General features: G+C 57.0%; 8 protein-coding genes. 5 read left to right on the top strand and 3 right to left on the bottom strand.

Going from position 1 to position 13,171, the window contains the following annotated elements:
- Window positions 1-130 precede the first annotated feature (130 nt).
- The 3 genes from SH661x_RS12925 to SH661x_RS12935 form a co-directional block, all read right to left on the bottom strand.
- Window positions 131-577, bottom strand: coding sequence for a GNAT family N-acetyltransferase (locus tag SH661x_RS12925; protein ID WP_437222003.1), 447 nt, complete (start codon window positions 575-577; stop codon window positions 131-133).
- A gap of 406 nt (window positions 578-983) precedes the next feature.
- Window positions 984-2,372: a hypothetical protein gene (locus SH661x_RS12930; protein ID WP_437222005.1), complete on the bottom strand. Its 1,389-nt coding sequence runs from the start codon at window positions 2,370-2,372 to the stop codon at window positions 984-986.
- A 95-nt stretch (window positions 2,373-2,467) separates the two neighbouring features.
- Window positions 2,468-5,530: a PVC-type heme-binding CxxCH protein gene (locus tag SH661x_RS12935; RefSeq protein ID WP_437222007.1), complete on the bottom strand. Its 3,063-nt coding sequence runs from the start codon at window positions 5,528-5,530 to the stop codon at window positions 2,468-2,470.
- A 1,372-nt stretch (window positions 5,531-6,902) separates the two neighbouring features.
- Here SH661x_RS12935 and SH661x_RS12940 point away from each other — a divergent pair.
- The 5 genes from SH661x_RS12940 to SH661x_RS12960 all read left to right on the top strand — a co-directional run bounded on the left by SH661x_RS12940 (window position 6,903) and on the right by SH661x_RS12960 (window position 13,099).
- Window positions 6,903-7,655, top strand: coding sequence for a helix-turn-helix domain-containing protein (locus SH661x_RS12940; RefSeq protein WP_437222009.1), 753 nt, complete (start codon window positions 6,903-6,905; stop codon window positions 7,653-7,655).
- Between the two features lie 91 nt (window positions 7,656-7,746).
- Window positions 7,747-8,643 (top strand): sugar phosphate isomerase/epimerase family protein, encoded by an 897-nt coding sequence (locus SH661x_RS12945; protein ID WP_437222011.1) that lies wholly within the window; start codon window positions 7,747-7,749, stop codon window positions 8,641-8,643.
- Between the two features lie 667 nt (window positions 8,644-9,310).
- Window positions 9,311-10,345 carry a DUF1559 family PulG-like putative transporter gene (locus SH661x_RS12950; protein ID WP_437222013.1) on the top strand — a complete coding sequence of 345 codons (1,035 nt, stop codon included), beginning with the start codon at window positions 9,311-9,313 and terminating at the stop codon, window positions 10,343-10,345.
- 233 nt (window positions 10,346-10,578) lie between these two features.
- Window positions 10,579-11,562, top strand: a complete 984-nt coding sequence (locus SH661x_RS12955; protein WP_437222015.1) for a Gfo/Idh/MocA family protein — start codon at window positions 10,579-10,581, stop codon at window positions 11,560-11,562.
- A gap of 187 nt (window positions 11,563-11,749) precedes the next feature.
- Window positions 11,750-13,099, top strand: coding sequence for a Gfo/Idh/MocA family oxidoreductase (locus tag SH661x_RS12960; protein WP_437222017.1), 1,350 nt, complete (start codon window positions 11,750-11,752; stop codon window positions 13,097-13,099).
- The last annotated feature ends 72 nt before the right edge of the window (window positions 13,100-13,171 follow it).

Below are 13,171 nucleotides of genomic sequence, written 5' to 3' on the forward strand. Positions count from 1 at the left end.
CCCCAATCCCGCAGGCTCGTGAAGGGGCCAGGTCGACTCTTACGCCAGTGCAGCGAAAGGGGGCGAGAACTCGACTTCCCCGACAACGTTCTGTAATGCGTTTTCGACGAGCTCAAGGGCCATCCACGCATCACTGCCACCGAAGGGTGATTTTAATCTGGCGGGCCAGCTCGGAAGAGAAGCTGAAGCGGCCATAGAACTGCGGATGCCCCAGAACCAGCACGATTCTGTGCCCGGCTTCTTTGCATCGTCCCAGACCGGTCTCAATCAGTCGCGACCCGATCCCTCTTCGCTGGAATTCCGGATGGACCGCCATGGGAGCCAGAGAAAGTGCGCTCACGGTTCCCTGGTTTGTGACGATCGTAACGCGACTGAACAGAATGTGCCCGACGATGCGTCCGTTGCCTGTGACCACCAGTGAAACTTCTGCATGGCCTTGATCACGCAAGGCATCCACCAGGTCCGATTCGGCTTCACCGCCAAAGGCCTCGTGATTGAGCCTCCGAATCGCATCCCGATCTGCGGGCAATTCTTCCCGGATGAGATACTCAGCGTGCTCAGGAACGTACTGTGTCATAATGTTCTTCCAGCCGGCTGCTTCTTGCTGCTCAATGCCATTGCATCTGGAGATGTGCAACGGAGCCCTAAACGTCCCCGGGCAGTCCCCTGCCGACGTCTCACTGCCGGGAACTGAATCATACAGCAATGGCAGCGGTCGTAGGTACTGCGCACAGCATCGCCGGCTGGAAAGGCGAATTGTTGGAATCACAAGAACGGGGGGACGCTGCTCATGTGAAGTGTGCAGCGAGAGCGAATCTCGCGACAGTGTGGCGTCCCGGCAGCGATCAACACAACTTTCGAACGTCAAATCTCCCCGAATCGCCGCTACACTCCCCAGAGAGAGCGGCCAACTTCTCGGTGGACCAATCCATCGGGATCTCGACCGTTGTTTCGTGTCCCCGCCTGGATCTGAGTTCCCGGCTTCAACTCGGGCGATTCTGTGCCAGGGCCGCCGAATGTGCGGTGAGCGTTTCATCCGTCAACGCGGAACTGAAAGCCCTCGAGACTTCATAGCCCCCTTGAGGGAATGCTTCGCGGGTGGGGACATACCACGTTCCGCCATCGCCGTACGCTGCTGTGGCCACGAAACGTTCGGGAGCAGTCTGCTGGGCTCGCAGCTGATATTCGACAAAACATTCGCCGGGAAGGTTCAAGAGTGTCGCCTGATTGATGTGCAGGGCGCTGAGGACCACCGGGATCTGCTGCTGACAGCGTCGCATCCAGGCAACCTGCATCGCCGGAACCACCCGGTTGATCGCAGCCGCCGCCGGGTTAGCGACCTGCTGCATGAGCGCTTCCTCATTCAGCGATTCCATCGGCGAGAAGTTCATGCTGGCGGCCTGCCAGCTAACCTGCGACACCGGCTCGCGACTGGTTGCAGAATCACACTCGACCATCGCTGTGTAAATGCGATCCGTCAATTCCTGTCGGGCCTGTGGGGAACCATCATTGTACTTCCCGGCAGCAACGTCTCCGGAGCAGCCGGTGAAATATAGGTGAGTGCAATCGGGGGAGTCCGCCTGTCGACGCTTCCGGGCCAGTCCGGTGAAGTCGCTGTTTACACGTCCGTCCCCGTAATAGCTCATGGGATGCGTGGAGTAGAAATAGCAGGAGAGGACTTTGCGGTCGTTGTTGAAGAACGAAATGTTTTTCATCCAGGGGTCAATGAGCCCCTCGGGCAGATCACGCAGTTCGGGAACCCTGCAACTGCTCCCTCGCCAGCCGGAAACTTTTCCGTCCTTGTCGATGCCAATTCGCCGGTTGCTGGCCACCTTCTCGACTTTCGCTTGAGACACCGCCAGATGCGTGAGCGGGACCATTTCGGTCAGTGCCTGCTGCACAGCAGCCTTGCCGCGCTTCAGGCATTCTTCGAAGAATTCGACCTGAACATTGACGGGGCCTTGCGGAACGGAATCAAGAATCTTCTGCGAGTCCAGGCAGACGAATGGAGCGTTATGCTGATGAACGCACTGCACAGCAACCCGCTCAGGGGACGTCCCCGCAGCCTGAGCAAGTGCCTCCCGCCACCGGATGTGAGCTGAGTTCAGGAGCCCGGTCCAGTCGACCGTGCAAACCACGATCGGATCACCAGCACCGGTCAATACGAATCCGATCGACTCCAGCGAATCGTCGATCACGGTTGCCGGCTTGATCCATCCGCCACACAGGGGGTGCCCGATGGGGGGAGTGACATCGAAGCGGAACGGAGCGATCTTGAGATCTTGCGTTGCATTCGCCCTCGCAAATTGCGGCGAGAGAATCGCTGCGATTCCCGAAGACAGCACCGTTCCTAGAAAATCTCGACGGTCCATGGCAGATCCTGAAGTCAGAAATGAGTTGTCAAAAGTTCACGATGTCTATCGACGCGGCATCCTCACCGCATCGCATCAGACCCGCGTCGTATGATTCATTGGGGTGTCTGTTTGTTTTCAGCAGACGACAAGGTACGGATGAACTCGATCACGTCGGCAACATCCTGCTGAGACAACTGCTTCTCCAGTCCTTCGGGCATGAGTGACTGCCCGCTGGAGATCAGTTCTTCAATCTGCGATCGCAGAATGACGTCTTCTTTCGCTTCGGCTCTGCGGAGGGTCACACTCCCGGCCGTTTCGGCGGCAATGATTCCCGAATGAACCTGTCCGGACTGTGTGGCAATGGTGAAGCTGAGAAAGTTCAGTTGCGATTCCCGGTTGGGATCGAGAATGGCCGTGAGAAGGTCAGCGGGAATTTTGTTCTGCACGGAGACGAGGTCAGGTCCCACTTGAAAACCCTCGTTCCCAAGCCGATGGCACATTGCACAGTTCTTGAGATAGACCTGATGTCCGCTCTGACGGTCGCCTGAAAGGTTCAAGGCGGGCTGATACTGTTCGACGACCAATTGCCGATCGGGATTGGCCTCACTGACCAGAACCTTTGCGGAACGTTCACGCACCTTCGAGTTCGGATGCTTCAGCAGATTCGGGAAGAAGGTCCTGTCCAGATCCCGTGACTTGATCGTCCCCTCTTCGAGGGCTTTGAGTAACTGTTCCGTCCAGTTCAATTTCGAGAGGAAAACTTGTGTGGCTGCGGACCGGGAAGCGGGAGTCAGACTTCGCCATGATGCAACGAGAAGCTCGGCTGCCTGAGGATCCTGCACGTCACCAAGGGCATCCAGTGCGTCCAGTTGAACTTGCTGGGAGACTTGCGGCTCGAGTAAGGATCGGAATACGGTTTGCGAAACTGACCACGGAGCGATCGCGAGCAGCTGCAATGCTGCCTTGCGATTCTGTGCGGAACTGTTTTCGTCCAGGGCAGTCTCGCTGGCATTTTCAAAGAGTTTGACGACTTCAACATGTTCAAGGCTGTCCGCCGGCAGTTCTTCAGTCAGACGTTGAAAACTGCTGCCCGACCGCGTCAATCCCTGCCCCATTTGCCGCAGCAGTGGTCCACGCCAGTCGTCGGGAGTGCGGGCATCTGCGATTGTCTTCAGCATGGCAGCCTGAGCTGGGCGCTCGGGACGAGACCCGACAATCTCGGCGATCTTTTCCAGCAATGCCTGTGAGCCCGGCCGCTGACGAAGTTCGTCATCCTGAATCAGCAGTTCGCTGAATCGGGCTCCTTGATCGGCGATCGAGAGCAGGAATGCCGACTGCAGATCGCTGTCGTTCTCGCCTTTCTTCGCGACGTCAAAGAGCCCCTGCAGCATCTGCTTTTCATTCATCCAGCTGAGCGCCAAGGTCGCCTGGAAGCGGACGCGGAAATCATCGTCATCGGTCAGGAAGGACAGGACGACCTCCGCCAATTCGGGATTCTCCGACAGGAAGGGCTCGGAGAGTTCGATGGCATGTCGCCGCACGCCGGGATGCGCATCTTTCAGAGCGAACAGAACATGCTGTGGAGTCAGCGCTCCAAGTCCCTGCAATGTGTACAGGGCGTGGAGACGTCCCAGTGCAACGGGCGTGGTCTGCAGCAGTTGTTCCACGAGCGGAATCGATGCCGGGTCCTGCCGTTCCCAGAGCAGTCGCTGGGCCGTTTCGCGATTCCATGAATTCGGCGCGGCAAGCTGTTCGACCAGTTCCGCGATCGAAGCATCCCCCAGACGTTTCACGGGAAAGCGTTTCATGTCCGGAGAGACCAGTCGATAAATCCGGCCACGGTCGTTCCCGCTTTCCAGATTCAACAGTTCACGAATGTCGGGCGGGATGGCGACGGGATGTTCAATGATCTCCCGGTACATGTCCAGAACATACAATGAGCCGTCCGGAGCGTTCACATAATTGACGGGACGGAACCAGGTGTCGGTCGAGGCGACCAACTCGGTGTTCTCGTCGGCGCGGACCGCCAGAAATGTCGCCTTGTTGGGGGTCAGAGTTTTCCGGTGGATGAGGTTGCTGCCGACATCACTGACGAACAGATTTCCCTGAAATTCTTCGGGATAGGCCGCTCCACGATAAATGGTGATTCCCGCTGCGGAAGTGAAGAACCCTCCAGCGACGCGCTCTGAGGGGGGAAGCCCCTTGAACGCGGGATCCGCATTCCGCCTCTTTGTCCGGACCACGCGCCACGGTTCGAGCGGGCTGCGTCGAAAGACCGGAGCTGCCCCTCCTTCCTTGGCGATGCTCCGTGTGGAAGAAGACACAGCCACAAAAGGATTTCGTGACAGGTATTTGTCTTTCCAGACAACGTGCATCGCATGCACGCTGTTGCTGCACAGGAATCGATCCCCCCAGTCATCCATCGAGTGGCCGAATTGAATGCCGCCGGTCTCCCGCCTGACCGATTCGGTTCTGGGATCAAACGACCAGTCGCCCCTCGCGGAAAACGTCTCCTTTTCATCTCGACGCCGGATCGCTCCGCCGTTGGAACTGCTCGCGACATAGATGCGATTGTCCAGTCCCCATTTCAGGTTGTTGGCGATTCCCTGAATGTTATTTCGTCCCAGATCCGTAAAGACGGTCTCCCGGACATCCGCTTTGCCATCGCCATCGGTATCTTTCAGGTAGTAAAGGTCGGGTGGATCAATCACGAAGATTCCACCGCGATACGGCGCCACGGAGACAGGCCAGTCCAGCCCGTCGGCGAAGATCGAACTGCGATCGACTTTGCCGTCGCCATCGGTGTCTTCCAGCATGCGGATGATTCCGCTTTCCGTGCGTTTGGTCCCTGCTGGAACAATCTTCTCCTTCTCGGCTGCGTAAGGATACGCGTGGAACTCAGCGACGAACATCCGGCCGTTCTCATCGAAACAGGCATCGACCGGATCGCTCACCAGCGGCTCGGCAGCCACCAGTTCCAGCGAGAACCCTTTCTCAAGGTGCATGGTCGCGAGTGCATCCGCAGGTTCCACCGCCGGAAAGCCCTTGAGCTGTTCCTTGAGGGAGACTTCTTGCGCGGAACTGGTCGCGGGCAACAGCACGTTGACCAGGCACGCGAGACTCAGCGAGAGCTGCAACGAGGCAGCTGACCGTGGAAGGAAAGTTTTGATGTACACTGGGGATCACTATTGAAGGATCAGGGGTAGGTGTCAGGTGGGGGCTCGGCTGTGGAAAAGCTCGAGTCAATCAGGCGGTCAGCAAGCTCACGCAAGTGGGAAGTTGAGACCTCCAGCAGGGGGGGCGACTTACAGGTTTCCGGAAGCTCCGTCGTTCGGGAGACAGGCTGCGGACGGGAAGCCTGGACGAGTCTGATTTCACAACCGTGTCGGGGGCTTCGTCCCCAGCAATCACCCCTTGACTCCAGAGAGGGCAGACCACCAGGAGAAAGATCTTCAGCCATTGAACTGACGGGCTCCGCAGATCACTTAACGGCAAGCATTGTGTGATCAAATTCAGCATCTCGTCGGCCTCTTGAGGTCTACCGCCTTCACTCCTTCGGGTGATTCCATCTTATCCTGACGAGCTGTGACAGATAGAACAATTTGCGCGACTTTTTGATGAAATTGCGCGTCGCCATGCCTGAATTGCAGTCGAAATGGCGGGTTTGAAGCGGTTCTGCCTGAGACCGATCAAACGGGGCCCAGCCGTCCGTTGAAAGTTGCATCAACGTGAGACGACAGAATTTTCAACATTGGTGGAACCTGGATCACATCGGCCACTCCGGAAGCGGACCGTTGCAATTCGATGACAGGTCAATTCACCGGAACGAGCACAGGCAAGTGCCCGGAACCGTCAGAGGTCAATGTTGATGTCGGCTGTTTTGGCTGTGACTTCAACGATAACTTCGCGGTCCAAGCAAGGAAGTGCTGAAGCACTGGCAGCTGCGGAAATCTGACTTTCCGCGACCGAAATCTGACTGATCCGGACGATGTGCTTCCCTGGACTGGCAGCAGACCCCGATCCAGACGGATCCGAAGTATTGAGCACTGCCAGGAATCGATACTTTCCCGTTCGACCTGTGCTCACCGACAAAGAACGTGTTGCTCAATCCATCTGTGACCTCCAAGTGGTTTCATAACTGCTCAATCAATGGGTTCGGGAGCGCGACGCTCCTGCGGAGCCGCATCAAAGATCACGCGTGAAATCCATAGCGGCTCGGCAGGAGCCTCGCCCTCCCGGTTGTGAAACCACCTCATACGTTTTTATTAATTCCACCGACAGTGTCCGTGGGGCATATGTAGCCGGACAGCACATCGTTTGTTGTCGGATCGTTAATACACCAGACATCGAATGCCGAGCGTCGAGGGGATATGGGCTGGTTCCTTGATATCGAGGCCACAATGAGCCCCGCCGACCTGCGAGGCAAAAATGGAATCAGAAACAGAATCGCATCGCTGAGAGGCGCAGGACACGGAATGTGGAGTCAATCTACGGATTGCCCCACGCGACGTCTTGCAGATTCTCCGCATTTTTTAGTACTTTCTGCGCATGGAGCATGAAAACCAAGAGTTCCCGACCTTCGGAGCCGAGTTCAGTTCTCAGCTGCAACTCCTGGAACTCTTCGCACATCTTCCCGATGCCTGCGTGTGTGTGAAGAACCGCCAAGGCCGATTTGTCTGGGCAAATCAGGCGGAAATTGCACTGCACGGGATGAGCCAGATCGGGCAACTGACAGGCAAGACAGACTTCGACATTTACGAAAATCGGCTGGCCGAACAGTATTCCGGTGACGATCATCGGGTGATGACCACCAAGTCACCCTCCTGGAACCAGGTCTGGCTGCTGTCCGACCATTTCAGCAGACTGCAATGGTTCGTCTGCAGCAAGGTTCCGCTCTATGCGGAAGGCAAGGAGGCTCACGGAATTGCGATTGTCATGCGCCAACTTGCGCAGGCCCGCCCCATGGTCGCTGCTTACCACGGAATGGAAAGCGTGCTTTCCGAAGTCGTGAATCGTCATGCAGAACCGATCCGGATCCAGGAGCTGGCGGACATGGTCCATCTCTCACACAGCCAGTTCGATCGACGTTTCAAAGAAGTCTTCCGGCAGACACCGCAGCAGTACATCTTACAGGTGAGACTCAACGCTGCCTGCCACGCGCTCTGCCACACCGACGACTCCATGGCTGAAATCGCAGTGCGGACCGGGTTTTCGGATCAAAGCCATTTTACAAGACAGTTTCGCAGTGCCATGAATCTGACTCCTCTGGCTTATCGCAAGAAATATCGTTCTCAGGATTAGGATCTTGGTTTGGGAAATCCTGATCGCGATATACATTATGCTTCGATCGCTTTGAGTCGACTCTTCTGCTTGTGGTCTGGACAATCTTTCTATGCGGTGGAAACTTTCTTTACACTCAATCAGCTATTCCGGCAGCTGGCCAGGTCAGACTCGCCTGAGTGTTCCTGCATTTCTCAAGAAGGCCAGCAGCCTCGGATTCGATTCTGTGATGCTCATGGCCAAGCGGCCCCACTTGTCACCGGTCGACTATTCTCCATCGCAGCGCCAAAGGCTGCGTGAACAGGTCGACTCTCTGGGACTGACGGTCGACTGCCTGGCTGCTTATACGAACTTCTGCATTTCCGACCAAAGCTTGAAGATCCCGCATCGCGAACTCCAACTCATGTACCTCACCGATCTGGCGAAGTTTGCAAGTGAACTGGGGACGCCATTGATCCGCGTGTTTACCGGTCAGCCGGATCCGGAAAAAGGCTATCAGGAGAACTGGGACTACTGCGTCAGCACGCTGAGGGAGGCGAGCCAGAGAGTGGCGGACTATGGCGTGACTCTGGGAGTGCAGAACTACCACGACCTCGCCATGAAGGCTCACAGCCTTCGGCAGCTGCTGCGCGATGTCGACCAGCCGAACTGCCGGGCGATGTTTGATGCCTGGGCACCGACGATGCAAGGAGATGACCTGGTCGAGTCTGTCCGTACCATTGCTCCTTATGTCGTGCACACGACCGTTGCAGACTACGATCGTCGGCCGCACCTGTCCTATGTCCCCACGGTCCCTCCGCTGGTCGACAAGGTCCGGGAAGAACAGATCCTTGCTGTGCCGGTCGGCCAGGGGATCGTTGACTACCGCGCGTTTCTCAAGACCTTGGCGAAGACTGGTTATCAAGGGACGGTTGCTTACGAGATGTGCACGTCGCTGGTCGGTGGCGGGAGTGAATCGAACCTGGACCAGTGCGCAAGACACTTCATTGAATACATGGCCCAGTTCTGAATGGCCCGGTGAACTACGAGGCGCCCGAGCGGGAAACGTCGAGATCCGTCTGCGAGATCTCGAATTCCGGGTGGCGCGCTGCGCAGCCCTGAACCAAAGACCCCTGACAGTGCAGCAGGCCCGCTCGATGGTTGATTGACCCGCTTCCGGTCCACCCTCGGTGTCTGCGACCGCCCGAGCCGGCGCAGGCGCTTGCTGGAAAAAATGCGAGAAGGCTGATTGCCGGTGGAGCAGGCGGGACTGACGATGTGCTTTCACGCATTCTCTTCCGAAGTCAAAGGTCGAAGCCATCTGGTTTGTATGGTTTCAGTGACGATCGTATCCGCCCGAAACACAATCTCGACAATCGCGCACGAACTAACAGCAGCGTGCCCTATCTAAGCTCAGCTGATTTAAGAGGGAATGCACCTCAAGCCTGAAACCGGTCAATGAATGCAGAGTTCTCCTGAATATTTCGGCCCTTTTATCAGCATTTGTCTATTCTTCTTCTTGAAGCTGGACATCGCCGGCGCTAACATGTCGCGTGCGACATTTTGCTTTTCACGGCACGACTGAAGGCTCACCGAGCTTCGCATTGAGTCCCATTCCCGTCATCTCAGCGTCCTGTCGGGCATCCGCCTGACAAAATTCCAGTTCCGTTTTTCACCATTACTTGAAGGAATGAAGTATGCCGTTTGCTGCTTCCACCGCATCATCATGCAGACAACCTCGAGGCCTGCGCCGCGGGTTCACACTGATCGAATTGCTCGTCGTGATTGCGATCATCGCGGTTCTGATCGCCTTGCTTCTCCCCGCTGTGCAACAGGCCCGGGAAGCAGCTCGCCGTTCCCAGTGCAAGAACAATCTCAAGCAGCTGGGACTGGCGTTGCACAATTACCACGATGTCTACAACAGCTTTCCCATTGGCTCCCGAGCAGGTCACCCCATTCCGAACATGGCGGGCTGTAACTGGCGGGTTTCCATCCTGCCCTACCTGGAGCAGGCGGCTGCCTTCAACAAGCTCAACTTCTCCGGCGGGAGTTTTGCTTCGGGAACCTTCGACACGTTTTCGGTTCCGTTTCAGGGGAACGAGGTACTTTCCGGGTTGCTGGTGTCGGCCTACAAGTGCCCATCCAGTCCGATTCACGCCTTCGAAGATGAGCCCAACGCTGGGAACGAAGCTCGCCTGTCAATGATGCCTGACTATGTGGGCATTTCCGGGGCTGCTCCCGATCCGGCTGGTCGTACAAATGTGGTTCGCAACACGATGCGAGGGATTATCTCCTCAAGCGGTCTGTTGATTCCGACTGAAGCAAAGGGCGTGCGTGACGCAGTGGACGGATTGTCCAACACCATCGTCGTTGCTGAACAGTCCGGATACGTCGGACGGGATGTCATCCGTTCCAACTACATGGGGGCCTGGGCTGGTGCGGCATGGCTCCATACAGTCAGTGCAGTGCCCGAGGGGGATAATTTCTACCACGCCGGTCTGACAACGGTTTACTCGCCGATCAATTCCAAGACTCCGATCGCAGCCACGGTTGGAGGTCCCGGAAGCAGCGCTCCTTATGAAACGAACACCATCGTGAATTCCATGCATACCGGGGGAGTTCATGCTCTCCTGGGTGACGGTGCGGTCCGCTTCATCAGTGAGAACGTCAACATGGACACCCTGCGAGCACTCAGTGCTGCAAACGATGGCCAGGTCGTCGGTGAATGGTAATCACTGGCGTTGAGTTTCAGGTTCCGTGGAGGCAGCAACATCCGCGTTGTCTCCACGGTACCGAACTTCTGCCCGGCGATTGTATATGATCACCGGCTTCTCTGGGCACTGGCGACGCCAGTCCTTCTGTAGACGCTGGGCACTCCTTCAACCGTTCTGTACCCTGCGTCAGTCCTGAAAAAAACGTCTCCGAGTGGAGACCTGCTTTGCCGCTGCAATCAATGGAGTTCACTGTGAGTCGCCGACATCTGATGAAACTGCTGTGCGGACTGTTCCTCGGAACGGGGCTTCTGAATGGGCCGACCGCGATCGCGGAAGACAATGTCATTCGGATTGGAATTATCGGGACGGACACATCTCATGCTCCTGCTTTCACGCAGTCATTGAACGCGGTGCCTGCCAAACCGGGAATGGAAGGGGTGCGGGTCGTCGCTGCGTTCCCAGGGGGAAGCCCGGATCTGCCAGACAGCATCAATCTCGTCGACAAATACGCCGAACAGGTTGCTTCGCACGGGGTCAAGATCGTCGGCAGTATCGAAGAACTGCTGGGGCTGGTGGACGTCGTGATCCTCAACAGCATTGACGGCCGGGTTCACCTGGCGCAGGCCAAGCCTGTGATCGCTGCCGGCAAGCCGCTGTTCATTGACAAACCGATGGCAGCGTCCCTGAAAGATGGCAAAGAGATCTTCCGTCTGGCGAAGGAAAACAACGTTCCCTGCTTCTCCTCTTCCTCTCTGCGATACACGCGTGAAGCGGTCAAGTGGAAAGACCAGAAGCAAATCTACGGATGTGAAGCCTGCGGCCCCAGCTTCACCGAACCTCATCACCCGACTCAGTTCTGGTATGGAATTCACGGGGTCGAAACCGTCTTCACGTTCATGGGAGCCGGGTGCGAATCTGTCACCTGCATCCGCACGCCGGAACAGGAAGTTGCCATCGGTGTCTGGCCGGGCGGACGCATTGGAACGTTCCGCGGGACCCGCCTGCCGAAGAATGAGTTCGTCGCGATGGTGTACGGCAGTGACGAGTTTGTCGGCGGCCCCCTCGGCGTGAACTACGACCTTCTGCTGGAGAAAGTCGTTGAATTTTTCAAGACCGGAAAAGCTCCGATCGATCCACAGGAAACACTCGAAATCCTCGCGTTCATGGAAGCTGCGGATCGCAGCCATGAGCAGGGAGGAGCTCCGATTCAATTGAAGACATTGCTCGACCAATAGTGTGAGTGTGCCTTCTTCCCCGGTCTGCGATTTCGCACGCCGGGGGAGAAGCACTCTGACATGACCTCCCTTGATTCGCACCTTGGTCAGGACGATCGCACGAGCCAACACGGTCTCACGCAGATCTGTTCTGATCCCCCACGTTTGTCCTCACTTTTCTGATCTCTTTTTCGAAAGAAAGTGCTTCATGTTTCAACAGGCGAGTCGACGTGAATTTATGGCGACCTCTGCATCTCTGGGTGCGGCGGTCTGGGTTGGAGGCAGTATTGCGCGAGGCGAAGACAGGTCGCCGAATGCCAAAATTCGATACGCCTGTATCGGCCTGGGAGGCAAAGGGGGAAGCGATTCCGCGGATGCTGCAGCTCATGGTGAAATCGTTGCCGTCTGTGATATCGATGATCGCACGCTCGAGAAGGTCGGAAGCCGTCCCGGGTTTGAAAACGCTGCTCGCTTCTTCGACTACCGTGAAATGTTTGACAAGATGGGAGACAAGATCGATGCCGTGACGGTTTCGACTCCCGACCATATGCACGCTCCCGCGACGGCCCATGCACTCAAGCTGGGCAAGGCCTGCTTCACGCAGAAGCCGCTGACGCACACAGTCTGGGAAGCGCGTCGCCTGCAGGAGATCGCCAAGGCTGCCGGCGTAGCGACTCAGATGGGTAATCAGGGGACAGCAAATGAAAGCGGTCGCCGCAGCGCTGTGTTCCTGCAGCAGGGAGGCCTTGGAAAGGTCAAGGAAGTTCACGTTTTCACCAACCGACCGATCTGGCCGCAGGGGGGAGCTCGTCCCGCCTCCAGCCCGGTTCCCCCGTTTGTGCACTGGGAAGAGTGGCTGGGTGCAGCTCCGGAACGTCCCTACGCTGAGGGATACCATCCGTTTGCCTGGCGCGGTTACTGGGACTTCGGAACCGGAGCACTGGGCGATATGGCCTGCCATACGTTCAACATGCCGTTTGCTGGTCTGAATCTGGCAAACCCCAAGTCGATCGAAGCGACCTGCACCGGTCACAACATGGACAGCTTCCCACAGGCTTCCAAGATCGCCTTCGAGTTCGCTCATCCGTCAGGTGAGGGGATCCTTCCGGTCTGGTGGTACGACGGTGGAAATCTGCCGGATGAATCACTGTTGAACGGACAGAAGTTCCGTTCGAAGGGGGGAGCGATCATCGTTGGTGAAGACCTGACGATGTACTCCTCGGGCGACTACGGCGATCAGTGGATTCTGATCGACAAGGACGGAAAAGAAGTTCCGAATCCGGAAATCGACCTCGAGAAGTCTCCGGGTCATTTCACGGAGTTCCATCAGGCAGTCACCGGCGAACGCAAGAAGGCAACTTCGAACTTCGCAGAGTACGCCGGCCCGCTGACGGAAACCATCCTGCTGGGGAACCTGGCGATCGCTGACGCAGCCAAGGGAAGCAGCCGCAAACTGCTCTGGGATGCGGAGAAGCTGGAAGTCACCAACGCTCCGGAACTCAGTTCGCTCGTCAACAAGCCTTACCGCAATCACTATGACGAGTACCTGAAGGCATAGTTGTTTGGTTCAGGATTGCTCCCGTTGCGGCAGCGGGAGCAATCCTTTGTTGTTCGCGTCTGAGAATCTGTG

The organism is Planctomicrobium stercoris (assembly GCF_051465655.1).
Taxonomy (GTDB): domain Bacteria; phylum Planctomycetota; class Planctomycetia; order Planctomycetales; family Planctomycetaceae; genus Planctomicrobium.

Coding starts and splice junctions, on each gene's coding strand:
- SH661x_RS12940 (WP_437222009.1), top strand. CDS start 6,903: ATGGAGCATGAAAACCAAGAGTTCCCGACCTTCGGAGCCGAGTTCAGT.
- SH661x_RS12950 (WP_437222013.1), top strand. CDS start 9,311: ATGCCGTTTGCTGCTTCCACCGCATCATCATGCAGACAACCTCGAGGC.
- SH661x_RS12930 (WP_437222005.1), bottom strand. CDS start 2,372: ATGGACCGTCGAGATTTTCTAGGAACGGTGCTGTCTTCGGGAATCGCA.
- SH661x_RS12925 (WP_437222003.1), bottom strand. CDS start 577: ATGACACAGTACGTTCCTGAGCACGCTGAGTATCTCATCCGGGAAGAA.
- SH661x_RS12945 (WP_437222011.1), top strand. CDS start 7,747: ATGCGGTGGAAACTTTCTTTACACTCAATCAGCTATTCCGGCAGCTGG.
- SH661x_RS12960 (WP_437222017.1), top strand. CDS start 11,750: ATGTTTCAACAGGCGAGTCGACGTGAATTTATGGCGACCTCTGCATCT.